Source organism: Pseudomonas sp. ASL4, from assembly GCF_056680395.1.
Genome location: NZ_CM155280.1, coordinates 2,991,236 through 3,009,918, shown reverse-complemented (window position 1 = coordinate 3,009,918; position 18,683 = coordinate 2,991,236). Strand labels below are relative to the sequence as shown.

The window sequence follows — 18,683 nt, the reverse complement described above, 5'->3', positions numbered from 1 at the left end:
TTACCGGGAATGCACCAAATTGCAGTGCAGCGCGTTGTCGTGACTGCGCTCCAGGCTGTGCAGCACCTGGAAGGAGCCGAACGTTACGGCTTTCGCCTTGTGGGCGCGGATCAGTTGCCAGAAATCCTGCTCGCCGCTTTCAAAGTGCTGGAATGCGGCTTCCCCGGCCTCGCGGGATTGCCATTGCAGGTAATTGAGCACCCGCCGACCATCGTCGCTGGCCTGGATGCTCGCACTCAGAAACCCGCTGAAATCCTGGGCCAGACGCTCTGTCTGGACAGACAGCGCCGACACTAGAGCCGGTTGCTGATGCGGTTCAATCTCGAATTCGATCAATTGGGTGAAACTGCGGTTTTTCTCTGACATCGGCATAAAGACTCCCCACTCACCGGTTAACCGGACCTTGCGATCCGAAGGCTTGCAGGGTAAAACCTCGAGTTAACTAGAGGTCAAGGAGTTTTTCCAATGATCACCGCGCAGAACCTGCACAAAGAACTCACCGTCGGCGAGGTTGCCACCCGCAGCGGCGTGGCCGTGACCGCCCTGCACTTCTATGAAACCAAGGGCTTGATCAAGAGCCATCGCAATCAGGGCAACCAGCGCCGTTATCCGCGGGAAGTGTTGCGCCGGGTGGCGCTGATCAAGGTCGCGCAACGGCTAGGGGTTCCGTTGGCGGAGATTGGGGACGCGTTGAAGAACTTACCGGACAACCGCGCACCGACGGCGGCGGACTGGAAAGTGATGTCGGCGCAGTGGAGCCAGGATCTGGATCAGCGGATCAAGCAGTTGACCCTGATGCGGGACCGGTTGAATGGCTGCATCGGGTGTGGGTGTTTGTCGATGGAAGCGTGTCCGTTGCGCAATTTTGGCGATGTGCTCGGGGAGCGTGGACCGGGGGCGCAGTTGCTCGAGTGATCGTTCCCACCCTGTGGCGAGGGGGCTTGCCCCCGTTGGGTCGCGAAGCGGCCCTGAAACCAGCGAATTAGGTTCTTCAGACAGACCGCGCGCTGGTTTTACGACTGCTGCGCAGCCGAACGGGGGCAAGCCCCCTCGCCACAATGAGATCATCATTTGCAGGGCCTGCACCAGGATCAGCAGCAACATCACGGTGACCACCATCACGTCTGCCTGAAAACGCTGATAGCCGTAGCGGATCGCCAGGTCGCCCAGCCCTCCGCCACCAATCACCCCGGCCATCGCCGTGTAATCCACCAGCACAATCGCGGTCACCGTGACCGCCGCCAGCAACCCTCCCCGGGCTTCGGGCAACAAGGTGTGGCGGATGATTTGCCAGGTGGTTCCGCCCATCGCCTGCGTCGCTTCCACCACCCCGCGATCGACCTCGCGCAACGCGGTTTCCACCAGCCGCGCGAAGAACGGCGTGCAACCGACCACCAGCGGCGGAATCGTCCCCGGCACCCCGAGCGAGGTGCCGACCAGCAGCGTGGTCAAGGGAATCATCACGATCAGCAAAATGATGAACGGCAGCGAACGCAGCATATTCACGATCACCGACAACACCCGGTAAACCCCGACAGCCTCATGCAACTGGCGCTTGCCGGTGAGGAACAGCACCACTCCCAGTGGCAGCCCCAGCAACACGGTAAAACCGAGGGCCGCACCCAGCATGCTCAGGGTGTCGAGGCAGGCCTGGGCGATGTCCGCCCAATAGATGTGTTTCAGTAACTCGGCCATGGTCAGGACCAATCGTGGCGCGGCGGCTTCACGCCGTTGAGCAGCCAGTTGCCGACCACGTGGTACTTCCAGCGCACCGGGTCGTGCAGGGTGTGGACCCGAGCGTTGCGCCAGTGACGGTCGAAGTTGTGCTTCTTCAGAGTCGAGCGGGTGCCGCCGAGCTCGAAGAGTTTGTTGCTGGCCTCAATCGCAATTTCGGTGGTCAGCACTTTGGCCTTCGCGACGGCCAGCGAGGCGCGGGCGACGTTGTCTTCATCGGGTGCCGGACGTGCCGCGTCCAGCGCCCAACCGGCCCGTTCGAGTAAGGCTTCGGCGGCTTCCAGGCGAATTTCCAGGCCACCGACCTGGATGATGGTCAGTGGGTCTTCGCTGGCCTTTTCCACACCGGCGTCGATCCATGGCCGGGCGAATTGCTGGACGAAGGCGATGGTGTCACGCAGGGCCGCGCGGGCGATGCCGGCGTCGATGGCGGCGGTGGTCAGTTGCGCGAACGGGCCGGCCAAGGTTGGGCTTTCATAGGAACGCCAGGTCGGGAACACATTGAACGCTGGCACGTGCAGGTCCTCGGCCAACACCGTGCCGCTGGAGGTGGTGCGCTGGCCGATGCTGTCCCAATCGTCGACGATCACCAGCCCGGTTGTGCCGCGCTCGACGAACGACAACTGGCCCTTCTGCTCTTCATCCAGCGCCAGCACCGCCAGCCAATGGGCGTAGAGCGAACCGGTGCAGTACCCCTTGCGCCCGTTGATCACATGACCGTCGCCAAAACGGCGAATGGTCGCCTGGATGTCCTGCACGTTCTTGCCGCCAGTTTCCGACAGCGCGTTGGCGAACCGATGACCTTGCAGCGCGAGGCCAAAGAAATGCGCCTGTTGCTCGGGCGTGCCTTGCAGGCGAATGTCTTCCAACAGGCAATAGTGGTTTTGCGGGATCTGCCCGAGGGATGGATCCGCGGCCGAAATGATCGCGATCACCTGCGCCAGTACCGCATAGGACACCTGCGCGCCACCGAACTCCCGAGGCACGCTGATGCCCCACAGACCGCTGTTGGAATACAGATCGACGATCTCGGCGGGCACCTGGCGACTACGGTCGCGCTCGGCGTCTTGTTCCAACAAAACGGCGGCCACGCGTTCGGCGACGCGCAGGGCTTCGGTTTCGTCGGCGATCCGATGGGCGGCCGGCGGGTTGATCGGATAAACGGCAGATTCAGGCATGCAAGACTCTCGACAACAGTGTTTTGAGGAGGTCATTGCAGCTTCTGTGCCGACTGTATCACCCAATGTTTTCGGGGGTTTTACCGGGTTTCCTGGTGACAAACCCGAGCAATCTGCTGCTTCACTGTTGATGGCTGAACAGTGGCGTTTTTGCGCCCAACACCTGTAGGAACTGCCGAAGGCTGCGATCTTTTGATCTTGATCTTTGGTGGTTTCGGCATTGAGAAGATCAAGAACCAGGTCAAAAGATCGCAGCCTTCGGCAGCTCCTACTATATTTGTCCGCTCGTAATACTTTTGACCCATAACAAAAAACAGGGAGAACCGTCATGAGCGTCAAACCCATTCCAGAGGGTTATCACAGCATCACCCCGTACCTGGGCATTCAGAAAGCCGCTGAAGCCATCGAGTTCTACAAAAAAGCCTTTGGCGCCATTGAAGTCATGCGCCTGTCCATGCCCGACGGCGGTATCGGCCACGCTGAACTGCGCATCGGCGACTGCCCGATCATGCTCGGCACGCCGTGCGATCAAGGACCGTTGAGCAACCCGGACAAGTCACCGTCCGTGGGGTTGCACCTGTATGTGACCGATGTCGACAAGTCCTATGCCAAGGCAATTGCTGCCGGTGGCACGGTGGTGTCCGAGGTCAAAGATCAGTTTTATGGCGACCGCTCGGGGACCTTGAAGGATCCCTACGGGCATTTGTGGTTCCTGGCGACACGCAAGGAAGACCTGACGCAGGAGCAGATTGAGCAGAGGGCGAAGGAGATGTTTAGTCAGGGTTGAGTCTTCAGTGCCTGACCGGGCCTCTTCGCGAGCAAGCCCGCTCCCACAGGGGATCGGTGTGGATCACATATTTTGTGTACACAGCCGATCTACTGTGGGAGCGGGCTTGCTCGCGAAGGCGGCATTCCAGACAGCGCATATTCCTCGAACACACTTCATGAACAAACGCCCCACGCTTTGCGCCTTGCCCTAACGCGCCAACAATTTCAGGATGCAGGCAACTACAACAAGGAGTCACTCCCCATGTTCGCCGGATTCCTGAAAGACCAGCGCCACGTCAACGGCGTGGACATCGCCTACCGCATCGGCGGCACCGGGCCGGGCCTGCTGTTGTTGCACGGTCACCCGCAGACTCACGTCATCTGGCACAAAATCGCCGGACAACTGGCCGAGCATTTCACCGTGGTCGCCGCCGACCTGCGCGGTTACGGCGACAGCGCCAAACCGCTGGCCAACGATCAGCACACCCACTACTCCAAACGCGAAATGGCCAAGGACGGTGTGGCGCTGATGCAGTCCTTGGGCTTCGAGCGGTTCTCGGTGCTGGCCCATGACCGTGGCGCCCGGGTCGCCCATCGTCTGGCGCTGGATCATCCCGATGCCGTGCAACGCATGGTCCTGCTCGATATCGCCCCGACCCTGTCGATGTACGCGCAAACCAACGAAGCGTTCGCCCGCGCCTACTGGCACTGGTTCTTCCTGATCCGCCCGGCACCGTTGCCGGAAACCCTGATCGAGGCCGATCCCGAAGCGTACCTGCGCAGTGTGATGGGCAGCCGCAGCGCCGGGCTCAAGCCGTTCACCGCCGAGGCGTTTGGCGAATACCTGCGTTGCCTGAAACTGCCCGGCACCGCGCGCGGGATCTGCGAGGACTACCGCGCCAGCGCCAGCATTGATCTGGACCACGACCGCGCCGACATCGACGCCGGCCATCAGCTGAATCTTCCCTTGCTGGTGTTGTGGGGCGCCGAAGGCACGGTCGGCCGCTGCTTCGAGCCGCTCAAGGAATGGCAACGCGTGGCCACCGACGTGCGCGGCAAAGCACTGCCCGCCGGCCATTACATCGCCGAAGAAGCCCCCGAACTGCTACTCGCCGAAGTCCTGGATTTCCTGCGCTGATAGCCGCGCCTTACTGACCTGAACCCGCCGCTCGTCGCGGGCCGTCACTGGCCCGTGCGGGATCGGCATGCCCAAAAAACCTCTGGAGATAATAAAAATGACAATCAGAAAACTGCTGGGAACCCTCTATGTGCAGGTGCTGATCGCCATCGCCCTGGGCATTGTGATCGGGCATTACTGGCCGCAGGTCGGCATCGATCTCAAGCCGTTGGGCGACGGCTTCATCAAGCTGATCAAGATGATCATCGGCCCGATCATCTTCTGCACCGTGGTCTCCGGGATCACCAGCATGCATGACGTAAAACAGGTGGGCCGGGTCGGTGGCAAGGCGTTGCTGTATTTCGAAGTGGTCTCCAGCATCGCGCTGTTGATCGGGTTGCTGGCCGCTCATGCACTGCATCCGGGTGCGGGTTTCAATATCGACGTTAAGACCCTCGACACGTCGGCCATCGCCGGTTTCGTCGGCCAGGCCCAACATGGCGAAGGCGTCACCGGGTTTCTGTTGCACGTGATTCCGACGACGTTTTTCGAGGCGTTCTCACAGGGCGAAATTTTGCCGGTGCTGTTTGTTTCGGTGCTGTTCGGGATTGCACTGGTGATGGTCGGGGAAAAGGGTCGCCCGCTAGTGGGCATCATCAACCAGGCCAGCGAGGTGTTTTTCCGCATTGTCGGGATCATCAGCCGCGTGGCGCCGATCGGGGCGTTCGGCGCGATTGCCTTCACCATCGGCAAGTACGGTCTCGGTTCGCTGTTGCCGCTGCTGAAGTTGATCGGCACGTTCTACCTGACGGCGTTTATCTTCGTCGCTTGCGTGCTGGGCAGCATTGCCCGCTATGCCGGGTTCAGCATTTTCAAACTGCTGGCGTACATCAAGGCTGAACTGTTGATCGTGCTCGGCACCAGCTCTTCGGAATCGGCACTGCCGCAGTTGATCCAGAAGCTGGAAAGCCTCGGCGCGTCGAAAGGCGTGGTCGGCATCGTGGTGCCGACCGGCTACACCTTTAACCTGGACGGCACCAACATCTATATGACCCTCGCGGTGTTGTTCCTGGCCCAGGCAACCAACATTGACCTGACGCTGGAGCAGCAATTGACGCTGCTGGCAGTGGCGATGCTGACTTCAAAAGGCGCGGGCGCGGTGGTTGGTGCAGGCTTTGTCGCTTTGGCGGCGAGCCTCGCGGTGGTGCCGACGGTTCCGGTGGCAGCGATGGTATTGATCCTCGGGGTCGACCGCTTCATGGCTGAATGCCGGTCCCTGACCAACATCATTGGTAACGCGGTGGCAGCCTTGGTGGTGGCCGCGTGGGAAGGTGAACTGGATCGCAGCAAAATGGCGCCGATTGCGCTCAAGCGCGGACGTCATGCCCGGGCCGCAGCCAAGCTTTCCGCGGAATAGAAAGCCTGCACACCGATGCTATGCTGGCGGCTCATGCCGCCAGTGCTCGTTCTGTCATGACCATCAAGAAAGACACCGTGCCCCTACCCGAAGACCTGCGTGTTTTACTCACCGTCATCCGCAAAAGCGGTTTCGCCGCAGCTGCCGATGAGCTGGGGCTGTCCCCCGCCTACGTCAGCAAACGCATCCAGATTCTCGAGACCACCCTCGGCACTCGCCTGCTGCATCGCACCAGCCGCCGCATCGCGCTGACCGAGGATGGCGAGCGGGTGCAGCGCTGGGCCTTGCGCATTCTCGATGACTTTCAGCAACTGCACGACGAACTCTCCGACGCCCACGACAGCCCTCGCGGGCGTCTGCATTTGTGCAGCAGTTTCGGTTTCGGCCGTAACCATGTGGCGCCGGCTGTGTCGCTGTTGGCCGAGCGTTATCCGGAGCTAGAGATTCGCCTGGACCTGTTTGATCGAGTGGTGGACATCGTCAGCGAAGGCTTTGACCTGGAGATCCGCGTGGGCGATGACATTCCCGGCCAGCACATCGGTCGGCGGCTGGTGAGTAACCGTCGTGTTTTATGTGCGGCGCCCGGTTACCTGGAACGTCACGGTACGCCGCAGACGCTGGCGGACCTGGAACAGCATCATTGCCTGGTGATCAAGGAACGCGACAACGCGTTCGGCATCTGGAACCTGGAGCGCGATGGGGTTCAGGAGAGCGTGCGGGTCAGCGGGCCGCTGTCGTCCAATAACGGCGAGATTGTCTTGCAGTGGGCACTGGATGGGCGCGGTGTGCTGCTGCGCTCATTGTGGGACGTGAAGCCGTTGCTGGAACAAGGGCGGTTGGTGCAGGTGCTGGCGGATTACACCCAGAGCGCGAATGTCTGGGCGGTGTACCCGACGCGGTTGGCGTATTCCGGGAAGTTACGGGCGTGTGTGGAGTTTTTGCAGGAGCATTTCAAGGGGTTGTCGGTTTGAGGTGTGTTGTCTGTGCGGGCCTCTTCGCGGGCAAGCCTCGCTCCTACAGGTACAGTGTTGTTCGCGAATAATGCGCGATCCTGTAGGAGCGAGGCTTGCCCGCGAAAGCGATTTCAGCCCAACCAGGGATTCGCGGCCAGATGCTCGCGCTCGAAGGCTTTGATCTGCTCGCGGCGCTGAAGGGTGCTGCCGATGGCATCCAGCCCGAGCAGTAAGGCGGTTTTACGCAAGGTGTCGATCTCGAACGGGATGACCTGGCCATCGCTCAGGCGAATCTGCTGCGACTCCAGATCAACGCTGATTTCAGCGCTGTCCGGCTGGCTGACCACCTGCCCAAGCCGCTGCAACACCGCCTCTTCCAGCGTGATCAACAAGACCCCATTGCGCTGGCAATTGTCGTAAAAGATCCCGGCGAAACTGCTGCCAATCAACGCTCGAATCCCCATCTGCTTCAACCCCCACACCGCATGTTCCCGGCTCGACCCGCAGCCGAAATTCGGCCCGACCACCATGAAACTCGCGCCTTGCCACGCCGGTTGGTTCAGCACGAACTCGGGATTGAGCGAACCGTCCGGCATAAACCGCAGATCGAAAAACAACCCGCGATCCAGCCCGGCACGGTCGATGCCCTTGAGGAATTGCTTGGGCATGATCACGTCGGTGTCGATGTTGGCCGCCAGCATCGGCGCAGCTTTACCGCTGACTTGAGTGAAGGGTTGCAGGCTCATGCGCGGTCTCCAAAGTGACGAATGTCGGTCAGGCGCCCGGTGATGGCGGCCGCAGCGACCATCGCCGGGCTCATCAGATGGGTGCGGGCGCCGGCGCCCTGCCGGCCTTCGAAATTGCGGTTGGTGCTGGAAGCGCAGCGGTCACCTAGGGCCAGCACATCGTCATTCATTGCCAGGCACATCGAGCAGCCGGACTGGCGCCATTCGAACCCGGCATCGATAAAGATCGCCGCCAGGCCTTCGGCTTCGGCCTGATCGCGCACTTCGGTGGAGCCCGGCACAATCATCGCCCGCACATGGCTGGCGACGTGTTTGCCGCGCACCACGCTGGCGGCATCGCGCAGGTCTTCGATGCGGGCGTTGGTGCAGGAACCGATAAAGGCATGGCTGATGACGATCTCGCTCAGCGGCATGCCGGCCTCCAGGCCCATGTAGTTCAGGGCGCGGCGCATGTCCTGGCGCAGGATCAGGTCGCTGACGGCTTGCGGGTCCGGGACCCGCGCGCCGATGGGCGAGGCCTGGTCCGGGCTGGTGCCCCAGGTGACCATCGGTTCCAGAGTGCTGGCATCCAGTTCCACTTCGCAGTCGAACTGCGCGCCCGCATCCGTGTGCAAGGTGCGCCATTTCTCCACCGCGCGATCCCAGACCTGACCTTTGGGCGCCCGGGGTTTGTCCTTGAGGTAGGCGAAGACTTTCTCGTCCGGCGCCATGAAGGCGCCGCGGGCACCGGCCTCAACGGCCATGTTGCAGATGGTCATGCGCGCTTCGACGCTTAAGGCATCGATGGTCGAACCGCGAAATTCGATGGCATACCCGGTGGCGCCCGATGCGCCGATCTGGCCGATCAGCGCCATGATCACGTCCTTGGAGGTCAGTCCGATTGCCAGTTCACCGTCCACAGTCACGCGCATGCTTTTCAGGCGTTTGTAGACCAAGGTCTGGGACGCCAGCAGGTGTTCGATCTCCGAGGTACCGATGCCGAAACCGAAGGCCCCAAGGGCGCCGTAAGTGGTGGTGTGACTGTCGCCCGCGGCGATCACCATGCCCGGCAGGATGAAACCCTGTTCCGGGGCGATTACATGTTCGATGCCCTGGCGCTTGTCGAGGATGTCGAGCAGTTCGATGCCGAAGTCCCGGCAGTTTTCCGCCAGGTACGACACCTGCCGCGCACCGCCGGCATCCGGCATCGCGGCGATACGCACCGGCGCCGTCGGGTTGACGTGATCGACCACCGCCAGTGCGGTTTCCGGGCGCCAGACATTGCGTTTGGCCTCGCGCAGACCGCTGAAGGCTTGAGGGCTGGTGTATTCGTTGATGACCTGGCGATCGATATACAACAGGACATGGCCCTGGTCATCGAGGCGACACACCGTGTGGGCATCGATGTGTTTGTCGTAGAGGGTTTTGGCTGAGGTCATGGAGGTGCTCGCTCGGGCGTGTGAGTTCCATCTTAGAGAGCGAGGGTTGGGCATCAATGGCCTGAGAGTGATCCCGTAAACCATGTTTCGTGTTGGATCTCGATCCAAAGGTCAGTGAAGACCCCTTGTGGGAGCGGGCTTGCTCGCGAAAGCGTCGTGTCAGCCGACATCAATTTTGACTGCCCCCCCGCTTTCGCGAGCAAGCCCGCTCCCACCAAAAGCCGACCTTCATGAAAATGCGAAACATTTTCTTTCATCTCTGCCTTCGGGATTTCCCCTGCTCATCCGTCCTATATAGATGCAGTCCGGCCGCGTAGGCAAAAGCCACGGCCGGGCTTTCAGGGGTCACCGCGCTACGAAGCCCGCAGCACGGCCCTCTCATCGATACAAGACCTTTAATCATGTCGAAGAAATCCCGCTCAAAACTCTGGTTTCTGGTCCATAGCTGGCTGGCGTTGCCGATCTGGTTTTTCGTCTTGATCGTCTGCGTGACCGGCACCCTGGCCGTCGTCAGCCAGGAGATCGTCTGGCTCGCCAACCCACAAATGCGCGCCAGCCCGCCTTCTGACGATGCCCGGCGACTCAGCTACGACCAGATCCTCGCGGCCATGAAAAAAGCCGAACCCCAGACCCTCGTCTCAGCCATCAACCGCCCCGACGAATCGCACTTCGCCCTCGACGTGGACGTCAACTACCCCGACGGGCGCTCGGTGACGGTCTACGTCAACCCTTACACCGGGGTGATCCAGGGCGTCGCGCCAACGTTCAACTTCAAGGCGTTCACCCGCGCTTTGCATGGCTGGTGGCTGGTGCCATTTACCAACGGTTTCAGTTGGGGCTGGTACCTGGTGTCGTTCCTTGGCTTGCCGCTGCTGGTTTCACTGATTACCGGGCTGGTGGTCTACAAAAAATTCTGGAAAGGCTTCTTCAAGCCGACCCTGCGTTTTCGTCACGGTGCGCGGATTTTCTGGGGCGACTTTCACCGACTCAGCGGCATCTGGTCGATCTGGTTCATCGCGGTCATTTCCGTCACCGGTACCTGGTTTTTGATTGAAGCCCTGCTGTTCGACAACCAGATTTCCATCTCCAGCGAACCGATCATTCCGGCCATGGCCCGTGAAGCCGTGCCGTTGTCGCCGGATGGTTCGCCGGCACCGCAGATCCCGCTGGATCGGGCGATTGAAATCGCCATGCAAAAAATCCCGGGGCTGGAAGCCAGTTTTATCAGCCTGCCGGGCAACGCCTACAGCCACCTGGATATTGGTGGCCGTGGTTGGTATCCACTGATGTACCAGACGGCGACCATCAACCCGTACAACGGCGAGATCGCTGCGTCACGCCTGCTCTCGAACCGGACCACACTGGAGTTCGTCACCGAATCCATGCGGCCATTGCACACCGGGGATTTCGGTGGTTTGTGGATCAAGTTGATCTGGTTCTTCTTCGGCCTGGTGCTGAGCATGATGGTCCTCAGCGGCTTGCTGATCTGGACCAAGCGCACCGCCCTGGCCACCGCCAATGCGCTTAAGCGCAGCAGCAAGAAACAGCGCACTGCCACGGCGCAACCGAGCATGAGCCGCGAGACGTCGGAGGCTAGCCTGTGAGCAAAACCGCTGCCGCCCCCCAGCCCTCGCGCCTGAACGTGCTTTGGCACAAATGGCGTTTTCACCTGAACATTCTGTTGCTGCTGATCCCGTTGGGGTTCATGCCCAAATACTTCACCAACGCCGCGTTGATTCGCGGCGACACGGGGCTGGGCGAGCACGAAATCGGCGAGATCCAGGTCGGTCCCTGGAGCCTGCGCCTGGCCGAGTTGCGCGATGAAGCGCCGCGTCGGGATGGCGCGACCGGCCACGTAAAAGCCTTCAACGCAGCCCTGTGCGACGCCTGTATCGAACAGGTCAAAGCCACTTACCTGCGCATCGGCAAACCCCGCAGCCTGCGCGCCGCCGGGGTGATTTTCTTCGGTACACCGTACCGCATGGGTGCTTCGTTACCGGTGCCGGAAAAAACCCAGGCCGACGCCGAGCTGTGGATAACCATGGAAGGCTGGGACGGCGCCATGCATCAAGCCGCTATCCCGCTGAGCCAAGCATCGCCGGCCACCATCGCTTGGCTGAACAAACAAGGAGGCAAACCATGAGCAACGCTTTTCGCCCTCTGCGCGCCGCGTTACTGGTGCTCTGCACCGGTTTCAGCGCCAGCGCCATGGCCCACAACCCGATGTGCGAATGCAAAGCCATCGACGCCGAGCAGATCAAATGCACTGGCGGTTTTTCCGATGGCAGCAGCGCGCCGGGGGTGACGCTGGATGTGATCGGCTACGACGAAACCATTCTGTTGCCGGGCAAGCTTGGGGCCGACTCGACCCTGATCTTCAAGAAACCCGCCGCTGAGTTTTATGTGCTGTTCGACGCCGGTCCCGGCCACGTGGTCGAGATCGACCAAGCCGACATCGAGGCGCCCTGATGAGTACGCCCACCACGCAAGTCGTCCGCCCGGCCGGTGCCGGCCATGAAACCCTTTATGTGCTGCTGTTGTGCCTGATGATCCTCGCGGTTGCGGGCTCGGTGGTCGCTTGGCGTCACGAGTCCCAAGTTGTGAGCAACGTCGGCAGCCATCAACTGGATGGCCGCCGCGACTTGAGTGCGTCCGAACAAGGCATCTACGCCGATCTGCGGGTGACCCTGGACGAGATTCAGCTGCTGCGTCAGGAGCAACAGGTACTGCCCACGCCAGAAGCACTGGCCGGTGAAGGCTTTGCACCGTTTGCGCAAGACGCCAGTTCGGTCAGCCGCGGTGGGCATGTCTGGCAGTTGCTTGAGACCAAGGCCTACTTCGGCCAGAGCCAGACGCCGAGCGTGGCCGGTTCGTTTTTGATGCGTTTGATCGCAGCTGATGACGCGCCGTCGGACATCTGGCTCAACCGCGCAAGCGACATCAAAGCCCCGTCCGACCTGACTGACGCCGCGCTCGAAAGCGCCGGCTGGCAGCAGATCGTCGCGCAATTCGATGCCGGCGTAACCCGCCAGCACCGGGACTAACCCCTCGCCTTCACCCGAGAGAAGACCGCTTGCCCATGCCTAGTTCATCTCAACGTTCTTTACTGCGCTTGTTGCTTGTCGGGCTGTTTGCCCTACTGCTGACACCACTGGCCAGCGCCGATCAGGCCAAGCGCCTGCGCATCGGCATCACCCTGCACCCTTATTACAGCTACGTGGCCAATATCGTTGGTGACAAGGCCGACGTGGTGCCGCTGATCCCGGCCGGTTTCAATCCCCACGCCTACGAGCCACGTGCCGAAGACATCAAGCGCATTGGCGGGCTCGACGTGATCGTGCTCAACGGCGTCGGCCACGATGACTTCGCCGACCGCATGATCGCCGCCAGCGAAAAACCGAACATCCCGGTGATCGAGGCCAACGAAAACGTGCCGCTGCTGGCCGCCACCGGGACCGCCGCGCGCGGCGCCGGCAAGGTCGTCAACCCGCACACCTTCCTGTCGATCAGCGCCTCAATTGCCCAGGTCAATAACATCGCCCGGGAACTGGGCAAACTCGACCCGGACAATGCCAAGACCTACACCACAAACGCCCGTGCCTATGGCAAACGCCTGCGGCAGATGCGCGCCGACGCCCTGGCCAAACTGACCCAGGCACCGAACGCCGAACTGCGGGTGGCCACGGTTCACACCGCCTACGACTACTTGCTGCGCGAATTCGGCCTGGAAGTGACCGCCGTGGTCGAGCCGGCCCACGGCATCGAACCGAGCCCGAGCCAGTTGAAAAAGACCATCGATCAACTACGCGAGCTGGACGTGAAAGTGATCTTCTCGGAGATGGATTTCCCGTCCACCTACGTCGAGACCATTCAGCGTGAATCCGGGGTCAAGCTGTACCCGCTGTCGCACATTTCCTACGGCGAATACACCGCCGACAAGTACGAAAAAGAAATGACCGGCAACCTCAACACGGTAGTGCGGGCGATTCAGGAGTCCGGTTCATGACGGCTAAAGAAACCATCAGTTCGACCAACCCCGAATCCCCTGTGGGAGCGGGCTTGCTCGCGAAGGCGGTGGGTCAGTCCACATCAATGTTGAATGATGAACCGCTTTCGCGAGCAAGCCCGCTCCCACAGGTTTCGGGGCCGACTCTGGATTTCGCGGAGGTCAGTCTGACGCTGGGGCGCACCACGATCCTCGATCAAGTCACCTTCACCGTTCAGCCCGGCAGCGTGCATGCACTGGTCGGCCCGAACGGCGGTGGCAAAAGTTCGCTGATCAAGACCCTGCTCGGGCAGATGCCGCATCAGGGTCGCTTGAGTCTGCAATGGCCCGGCGATCCCGGCACCATCGGTTACGTCCCGCAAGCGCTGGAGTTCGACCGGGGCTTGCCGATGACCGTCGACGATTTCATGGCCGCGATGTGTCAGCGGCGTCCGGCGTTTCTCGGTTTGAGCAAGCACTACGCAGCGGAGATTGGCGAAGCGCTGGAACGGGTCGGCATGCAGGACAAACGCAAGCGCCGCATGGGCGCGCTGTCCGGTGGTGAACGTCAGCGAGTGTTGCTCGCCCAAGGCCTGATCCCGGCGCCGAACTTGTTGGTGCTCGACGAACCGATGTCAGCGCTGGATGAAGCCGGGATTCAGGTGTTCGAACGACTGCTGGGTGACTGGCGCCAAAGCGGCATCACCGTGCTGTGGATCGAGCATGACCTGGAAGCGGTTGCACGCTTGGCCGATCGGGTTACCGGGCTGAATCGCCGGGTGCTGTTTGACGCGACGCCGAAACAGGCACTGACACCGGAGCATCTGCTGACCCTGTTCTCGACCCATCCACGGAGCGCTGCCTGATGAGTTATGAAGCCTTTCGTTTGATGGTCCAGGGCTGGGCCTCTTCGGGTTATCTGCCGGAAGCGCTGGCTTATGGATTTGTGGTTAACGCGCTGATCGCCGGCCTGTTGATCGGCCCGGTACTGGGCGGGTTAGGCACGCTGGTAGTGGTTAAGCGCTTTGCGTTTTTCTCCGAAGCGGTGGGCCACGCGGCGCTGACCGGCGTGGCCATCGGGATTCTGCTTGGCGAACCCTACACCGGGCCGTATGGCAGCTTGTTTGGTTACTGTTTGCTGTTCGGCATCCTGCTTAATTACCTGCGAAACCGCACTGGTCTGGCCCCGGATACGCTGATCGGGGTGTTCCTCTCGGTGTCGTTGGCGCTGGGCGCCAGCCTGCTGTTGATTCTGGCGGGCAAGATCAATGTGCATATCCTCGAAAACGTGCTGTTCGGTTCGGTGCTGACGGTCAACGGTAACGACCTGTTGGTGTTGGCGATTGTCGGTTCGCTGGTCATGGCCCTCGCCCTGCCGCTGTACAACCGCATCATGCTTGCCAGCTTCAACCCGCAACTGGCGGCGGTGCGCGGCGTGGCGGTGAAGACCCTGGATTACCTGTTCGTGATTCTGGTGACGCTGATCACCGTCGCCGCGGTGAAAGTCATCGGCGCGATTCTGGTCGGTGCTTTGCTGGTGATTCCGGCGGCGGCCGCGCGGTTGCTCAGTCAGTCGCTGAAGGGGTTCTTCTGGTGCTCGGTGCTGATCGCCACGGTCAGCACGCTGTGCGGCATCCTGGCGCCGATAGTCTTCGACCTGCCGATCCCGTCCGGCGCCGCGATCATTCTGGTCGCCGGTATTGCTTTCGCCCTGTCCGCCATTGCGCGCGGCGTCGTCCCAAGTCTGAAAGGGAATCTCGGATAAATGTCATTTTCTCTGCGTCAATTAACCCTGGCCATAGCCCTATGCGGGCTGACCGCACCGCACGCGTTCGCGGACGACAACTTCGAACCGATGCGCCTGGTGGCCAATCACGGTGTCGGCAATACGCCGCTCTTCGCCTCTTCATCGGCGCACAAAGTCCTGGTCCTCGCGTCGTTGCCGGTGACTTATGGCCTGGGCTCGGTGCTGCTGGAAGGCACCGATGTTGCCATTCAGCGCGCCGCACCGGCCAACCTGCCTGGCTCGCGCCAGACCGCGTATTTCACCGGCCGTGGCGCGCCAGAACTGAGCAAGCTAGCGACCGATGCCGACGCAGTCATTGGCCTGCGCTCACTGTGGCCGGACGATCCGCTGTACCCGAATGCCCGCCGCAGCAATATCCGCATCATTGAAATCGACGCCGCCCGCCCAGTAGACGGCGCCCTGCCCGGTATCGCCGTGCAGCCGGGCAACAAGGTCGACGGCTTGAACAGTCAGCCATGGCTGGCGAGCAACAACATGGGGCGCATGGCGGACGTGATGGCCGCGGACCTGGTGCGCCTGGCGCCTGAGGCCAAGCCGAAGATCGAAGCGAACCTGGCGGCACTCAAGCAACGTCTGCTCAAGCTCAGCGCCGATAGCGAAGCGCGGCTGGCCAGCGCTGACAACCTCACGGTGATGAGCCTGAGCGATCACTTTGGCTACCTGATCGGCGGGCTCAACCTGGAACTGGTCGGCCTTGATACGCGGCCGGATGCCGAGTGGACGCCTGAAGCGCTGAAGCAATTGGGCGCGACACTCAAGGCCTATAGTGTGGCGGTGGTGTTGCATCATCGTCAGCCTTCGCAGGCGTTGAAAGCGGTGATTAGCGAGGCAGGGAGTCGGTTGGTGGTGTTGAGTACCGATGCGCAAGATCCGGTGGTCGAATTGGAGGGGAATGTGGATTTGGTGATCAAGGGGTTGAGCGGGGCGTAACGTCAGTTGGACCGCGTTATCGTTCTTCGCGGGCAAGCCTCGCTCCCACATTGGATCTACGGCACGACGAAATTCCAATGTGGGAGCGGGCTTGCTCGCGAAGACGTCCTGACAGGCAACACAAATTCCAGGCCAATAAAAAGCCCGTTGACCTTATCGGTTCAACGGGCTTTTTATTACACCGTGACTTACTGAGCCACAGCCGCCTGTTCTTCCATCTTCTGCCGCAAGCTCAGTGGACGCATGTCGGTCCAGGTTTCTTCGATGTAGGCCAGGCATTCCTTTTTCAGGCCGCTCTTGCCCACGGTGCGCCAGCCTTGGGGTACGGCTTTGTAGTCGGGCCAGATCGAGTATTGCTCTTCGTGGTTGACCACGACCTGAAAGAGGATGTCCTCGCGGTCGAATACTGACGTCATGCTATGTCTCCATCGCTATAGGGGTGGGCTGCACTGCGTGTACAGCCGGTATGTAGAAGGAACGTTCGAGTCGCTGAAAAATTTAGAGGCTGGCAATTGCTGCCGCCAACGCCCGGCCAAAAATCTCCGCGACCTGGTCGATTTCCGCAGCAGTGATCACCAGTGGCGGCAGGAAGCGCACCACCGCGCCATACCGGCCGCCCAGTTCGAGGATCAAGCCGCGTTTGAGGCATTCACGCTGAACCAGCGGTGCCAGGCGACCGAACGCCGGTGGATGACCTTGCACGTCCGGTGTGCCCGTCGGGTCGACCAGCTCGACGCCAAGCATCAAGCCGCGACCGCGGATATCGCCCAATTGCGGGAAGTCCCGCTGCAGGATGCGCAGGTGTTCGCTCAAGCGTTCGCCCATGGCCGCAGCGTGCGTACACACGTTGTTTTCGACCAGATAACGCATCACCGCCGAACCCGCGGCCATGGCCATCTGATTGCCACGGAAGGTCCCGGCGTGAGCACCCGGCAACCAGGTGTCGAGCCAGTCGCGATAAACCACCACCGCCAACGGCAGACTGCCGCCGATGGCCTTGGACAGCACCACCACGTCCGGAATGATCCCGGCATGTTCAAAGGCAAACATCTTGCCGGTGCGGGCAAAACCGCTCTGGATTTCATCGACGATCAGCGCCACGCCCGCCTGCTCGGTGATGCGCCGCAAGCCGCGCAGCCAGTCGAGATCCGCCGGGATCACCCCGCCCTCACCCTGCACCACTTCAACGATCACCGCCGCGGGCAATTGCACGCCGGCCTCGGGGTCGTTGAGCAGGTTTTCCAGGTAGTTGAGGTTGACCTGAACCCCTTGCGCACCGCCGAGCCCGAACGGGCAGCGGTAGTCGTAAGGGTACGGCATGAATTGCACGCCATTGCTGAGCAACGCGCCCAAGGGCTTTTTCGGCCCCAGGCTGCCCATCAGGCTCAGCGCGCCCTGACTCATGCCGTGGTAACCGCCCTGAAACGACAACACGGTGCTGCGCCCGGTGGCGGTGCGCACCAGTTTCAGCGCCGCTTCCACGGCGTCGGTGCCGGTCGGGCCGCAGAACTGGATTTTTGCTTCAGCGGCCAGGGCCGGCGGTAGCAGGCCGAACAGGTCCTGGACGAATTGATCCTTGACCGGCGTGGTCAGGTCGAGGGTGTGCAGCGGCAACTCATCGGTCAGCACTTGCTGGATCGCTTCGATCACCACCGGATGGTTATGCCCCAGCGCCAGCGTCCCGGCGCCTGCCAGGCAATCGATAAAGCGACGGCCCTCGACGTCATCGACATAAATGCCCTTGGCGCGTTTGAGCGCCAGGGGAATCCGTCGCGGGTAGCTGCGGGCATTCGATTCCTGCTGGCTCTGACGGGCCAGTAATGGCGATTCGTTGAACTGGTAAAGCGTCTCGGCAGGCGTCGGGGCAACCCGGGCCGGCTGATCTTCGATAAGGCTGGTAGCGACTGACATCTCTCGACCCCTCAATACGCTGTAGATAGTGACCAAAACTGCACACCGGGCAGGTGCGCGTTCCGGTCACGGGGCGCACTTGCAGGTTTTCCTGTTCTGGAAACGCATCGGGGGCTTGAGGATTTAGACCTGCGATCAGCTTTCTATGAAGGTGGCGCCAGCGCTTTATGCATCGGGATGGCTTGCAGCCCCGCCACGCTGAAGATTTCGGCGCTGGCGCGATAACCCTGGCGCCGATAAAAGGCTTCGCTGGTGCGAGTGCTGTTGAGTCGCGACTGACGCAAGCCCTGACCGAGCAACCAGGCTTCCAGGTCGTGAATCAAGGCCTGCCCGGCGCCACGACGAAACCATTCCGGTTGCACGTAGCAGAACGCGACCTGGCCGCTGAGCGCGGCCATGGCGACGCCAATGGGTTTGTCCTGAAGTAAGGCGATATTGAGGTACAACCGTGGGTTGGTGAGCCAGGTGTGGATGTGTTCGGCGGTTTTGTTGTGGGTCCAGGCGGCGACGATTTTTGCGTCGTTGCGGTGGTCGAGCGCGCAACCGACCCGGATCGAGCGTTCGACGATCCGGCTGATAATGCCGGCGTCGGCGGGCGTTGCCTTGCTGATGTGCAGGGGTGCATCCATGGCGCTGTTACCTCAATCCATTGAGTCAAAGCTGCCGGGGACGATAGCGCTAGCGCGGGCAGGAAAGCCAATGGAGAGAAGTTACATTTG

The 18,683-nt window shown here is 61.4% G+C and carries 20 protein-coding genes and 1 pseudogene; 13 read left to right on the top strand and 8 right to left on the bottom strand.

What is annotated here, in order from left to right; genetic code table 11:
- On the bottom strand, positions 1–372 hold the full coding sequence (locus AC1MEW_RS13670; RefSeq protein ID WP_201205379.1) for an antibiotic biosynthesis monooxygenase: 372 nt from the start codon (positions 370–372) through the stop codon (positions 1–3).
- A 93-nt stretch (positions 373–465) separates the two neighbouring features.
- On the opposite strand from AC1MEW_RS13670, the gene soxR reads away from it, so the two are divergent.
- A complete protein-coding gene (gene soxR, locus AC1MEW_RS13665; RefSeq protein WP_201256342.1) occupies positions 466–915 on the top strand; it encodes a redox-sensitive transcriptional activator SoxR in 450 nt (149 codons plus the stop codon).
- Positions 916–1,071: 156 nt separating this feature from the next.
- Here the strand turns inward: soxR and AC1MEW_RS13660 are convergent.
- Positions 1,072–1,695 (bottom strand): annotated as a pseudogene (locus AC1MEW_RS13660) (methionine ABC transporter permease); the annotation flags it as partial.
- Positions 1,696–1,697: 2 nt separating this feature from the next.
- Complete coding sequence (locus tag AC1MEW_RS13655) at positions 1,698–2,912, bottom strand: SfnB family sulfur acquisition oxidoreductase (protein WP_480426645.1); 1,215 nt, start codon at positions 2,910–2,912, stop codon at positions 1,698–1,700.
- Positions 2,913–3,240: 328 nt separating this feature from the next.
- Here AC1MEW_RS13655 and AC1MEW_RS13650 point away from each other — a divergent pair, with 328 nt between their 5' ends.
- The 4 genes from AC1MEW_RS13650 (at position 3,241) to AC1MEW_RS13635 (ending at position 7,185) form a co-directional block, all read left to right on the top strand.
- On the top strand, positions 3,241–3,699 hold the full coding sequence (locus AC1MEW_RS13650) for a VOC family protein (RefSeq protein WP_201191158.1): 459 nt from the start codon (positions 3,241–3,243) through the stop codon (positions 3,697–3,699).
- A 243-nt stretch (positions 3,700–3,942) separates the two neighbouring features.
- Positions 3,943–4,818, top strand: coding sequence for an alpha/beta fold hydrolase (locus AC1MEW_RS13645; protein WP_480426644.1), 876 nt, complete (start codon positions 3,943–3,945; stop codon positions 4,816–4,818).
- A gap of 97 nt (positions 4,819–4,915) precedes the next feature.
- Positions 4,916–6,214: a C4-dicarboxylate transporter DctA gene (gene dctA, locus AC1MEW_RS13640; protein ID WP_201256344.1), complete on the top strand. Its 1,299-nt coding sequence runs from the start codon at positions 4,916–4,918 to the stop codon at positions 6,212–6,214.
- Positions 6,215–6,234: 20 nt separating this feature from the next.
- The gene (locus AC1MEW_RS13635) at positions 6,235–7,185 is read left to right on the top strand and encodes a LysR substrate-binding domain-containing protein (protein WP_201256345.1); all 951 of its coding nucleotides are present in this window, start codon (positions 6,235–6,237) and stop codon (positions 7,183–7,185) included.
- Between the two features lie 113 nt (positions 7,186–7,298).
- Here the strand turns inward: AC1MEW_RS13635 and leuD are convergent, their stop codons facing one another.
- Together leuD and leuC are read right to left on the bottom strand one after the other, a co-directional pair.
- A complete protein-coding gene (gene leuD / locus AC1MEW_RS13630) occupies positions 7,299–7,913 on the bottom strand; it encodes a 3-isopropylmalate dehydratase small subunit (RefSeq protein ID WP_322269203.1) in 615 nt (204 codons plus the stop codon).
- Positions 7,910–9,331 (bottom strand): 3-isopropylmalate dehydratase large subunit, encoded by a 1,422-nt coding sequence (gene leuC / locus AC1MEW_RS13625; RefSeq protein WP_480426643.1) that lies wholly within the window; start codon positions 9,329–9,331, stop codon positions 7,910–7,912. The genes leuD and leuC overlap by 4 nt, the downstream gene beginning before the upstream one ends.
- Positions 9,332–9,732: 401 nt before the next feature.
- Between leuC and AC1MEW_RS13620 the strand changes: the two genes are divergently transcribed.
- The 8 genes from AC1MEW_RS13620 (at position 9,733) to AC1MEW_RS13585 (ending at position 16,053) form a co-directional block, all read left to right on the top strand.
- Entirely contained in the window at positions 9,733–10,935 is a 1,203-nt protein-coding gene (locus AC1MEW_RS13620; protein WP_323570306.1) for a PepSY-associated TM helix domain-containing protein, read from the top strand.
- A complete protein-coding gene (locus AC1MEW_RS13615; protein ID WP_480426642.1) occupies positions 10,932–11,474 on the top strand; it encodes a thiamine pyrophosphate-binding protein in 543 nt (180 codons plus the stop codon). The genes AC1MEW_RS13620 and AC1MEW_RS13615 overlap by 4 nt, the downstream gene beginning before the upstream one ends.
- Positions 11,471–11,800 (top strand): hypothetical protein, encoded by a 330-nt coding sequence (locus tag AC1MEW_RS13610; RefSeq protein WP_201205389.1) that lies wholly within the window; start codon positions 11,471–11,473, stop codon positions 11,798–11,800. Before AC1MEW_RS13615 ends, AC1MEW_RS13610 begins: the two co-directional genes overlap by 4 nt.
- Positions 11,800–12,375, top strand: a complete 576-nt coding sequence (locus AC1MEW_RS13605; RefSeq protein ID WP_322269204.1) for a DUF6162 family protein — start codon at positions 11,800–11,802, stop codon at positions 12,373–12,375. Before AC1MEW_RS13610 ends, AC1MEW_RS13605 begins: the two co-directional genes overlap by 1 nt.
- Before the next feature lie 35 nt (positions 12,376–12,410).
- Positions 12,411–13,337 carry a metal ABC transporter substrate-binding protein gene (locus tag AC1MEW_RS13600; protein WP_480426641.1) on the top strand — a complete coding sequence of 309 codons (927 nt, stop codon included), beginning with the start codon at positions 12,411–12,413 and terminating at the stop codon, positions 13,335–13,337.
- Positions 13,338–13,423: 86 nt separating this feature from the next.
- Positions 13,424–14,182, top strand: coding sequence for a metal ABC transporter ATP-binding protein (locus AC1MEW_RS13595; protein ID WP_480427229.1), 759 nt, complete (start codon positions 13,424–13,426; stop codon positions 14,180–14,182).
- Complete coding sequence (locus tag AC1MEW_RS13590) at positions 14,182–15,081, top strand: metal ABC transporter permease (RefSeq protein ID WP_201205395.1); 900 nt, start codon at positions 14,182–14,184, stop codon at positions 15,079–15,081. The genes AC1MEW_RS13595 and AC1MEW_RS13590 overlap by 1 nt, the downstream gene beginning before the upstream one ends.
- Complete coding sequence (locus tag AC1MEW_RS13585) at positions 15,082–16,053, top strand: metal ABC transporter substrate-binding protein (RefSeq protein WP_480426640.1); 972 nt, start codon at positions 15,082–15,084, stop codon at positions 16,051–16,053.
- 188 nt (positions 16,054–16,241) lie between these two features.
- Here AC1MEW_RS13585 and AC1MEW_RS13580 read toward each other — a convergent pair whose 3' ends face one another.
- From AC1MEW_RS13580 to AC1MEW_RS13570, 3 genes are all read right to left on the bottom strand, one after another.
- A complete protein-coding gene (locus AC1MEW_RS13580) occupies positions 16,242–16,469 on the bottom strand; it encodes an MbtH family protein (protein WP_201191179.1) in 228 nt (75 codons plus the stop codon).
- An 82-nt stretch (positions 16,470–16,551) separates the two neighbouring features.
- Complete coding sequence (locus tag AC1MEW_RS13575) at positions 16,552–17,964, bottom strand: aspartate aminotransferase family protein (protein ID WP_322269208.1); 1,413 nt, start codon at positions 17,962–17,964, stop codon at positions 16,552–16,554.
- 143 nt (positions 17,965–18,107) lie between these two features.
- Positions 18,108–18,593 (bottom strand): GNAT family N-acetyltransferase, encoded by a 486-nt coding sequence (locus tag AC1MEW_RS13570; RefSeq protein ID WP_322269209.1) that lies wholly within the window; start codon positions 18,591–18,593, stop codon positions 18,108–18,110.
- Positions 18,594–18,683: the final 90 nt, after the last annotated feature.

Coding starts and splice junctions, on each gene's coding strand:
- AC1MEW_RS13670 (WP_201205379.1), bottom strand. CDS start 372: ATGCCGATGTCAGAGAAAAACCGCAGTTTCACCCAATTGATCGAATTC.
- soxR (WP_201256342.1), top strand. CDS start 466: ATGATCACCGCGCAGAACCTGCACAAAGAACTCACCGTCGGCGAGGTT.
- AC1MEW_RS13655 (WP_480426645.1), bottom strand. CDS start 2,912: ATGCCTGAATCTGCCGTTTATCCGATCAACCCGCCGGCCGCCCATCGG.
- AC1MEW_RS13650 (WP_201191158.1), top strand. CDS start 3,241: ATGAGCGTCAAACCCATTCCAGAGGGTTATCACAGCATCACCCCGTAC.
- AC1MEW_RS13645 (WP_480426644.1), top strand. CDS start 3,943: ATGTTCGCCGGATTCCTGAAAGACCAGCGCCACGTCAACGGCGTGGAC.
- dctA (WP_201256344.1), top strand. CDS start 4,916: ATGACAATCAGAAAACTGCTGGGAACCCTCTATGTGCAGGTGCTGATC.
- AC1MEW_RS13635 (WP_201256345.1), top strand. CDS start 6,235: ATGCTGGCGGCTCATGCCGCCAGTGCTCGTTCTGTCATGACCATCAAG.
- leuD (WP_322269203.1), bottom strand. CDS start 7,913: ATGAGCCTGCAACCCTTCACTCAAGTCAGCGGTAAAGCTGCGCCGATG.
- leuC (WP_480426643.1), bottom strand. CDS start 9,331: ATGACCTCAGCCAAAACCCTCTACGACAAACACATCGATGCCCACACG.
- AC1MEW_RS13620 (WP_323570306.1), top strand. CDS start 9,733: ATGTCGAAGAAATCCCGCTCAAAACTCTGGTTTCTGGTCCATAGCTGG.
- AC1MEW_RS13610 (WP_201205389.1), top strand. CDS start 11,471: ATGAGCAACGCTTTTCGCCCTCTGCGCGCCGCGTTACTGGTGCTCTGC.
- AC1MEW_RS13605 (WP_322269204.1), top strand. CDS start 11,800: ATGAGTACGCCCACCACGCAAGTCGTCCGCCCGGCCGGTGCCGGCCAT.
- AC1MEW_RS13600 (WP_480426641.1), top strand. CDS start 12,411: ATGCCTAGTTCATCTCAACGTTCTTTACTGCGCTTGTTGCTTGTCGGG.
- AC1MEW_RS13595 (WP_480427229.1), top strand. CDS start 13,424: ATGTTGAATGATGAACCGCTTTCGCGAGCAAGCCCGCTCCCACAGGTT.
- AC1MEW_RS13590 (WP_201205395.1), top strand. CDS start 14,182: ATGAGTTATGAAGCCTTTCGTTTGATGGTCCAGGGCTGGGCCTCTTCG.
- AC1MEW_RS13585 (WP_480426640.1), top strand. CDS start 15,082: ATGTCATTTTCTCTGCGTCAATTAACCCTGGCCATAGCCCTATGCGGG.
- AC1MEW_RS13580 (WP_201191179.1), bottom strand. CDS start 16,469: ATGACGTCAGTATTCGACCGCGAGGACATCCTCTTTCAGGTCGTGGTC.
- AC1MEW_RS13575 (WP_322269208.1), bottom strand. CDS start 17,964: ATGTCAGTCGCTACCAGCCTTATCGAAGATCAGCCGGCCCGGGTTGCC.
- AC1MEW_RS13570 (WP_322269209.1), bottom strand. CDS start 18,593: ATGGATGCACCCCTGCACATCAGCAAGGCAACGCCCGCCGACGCCGGC.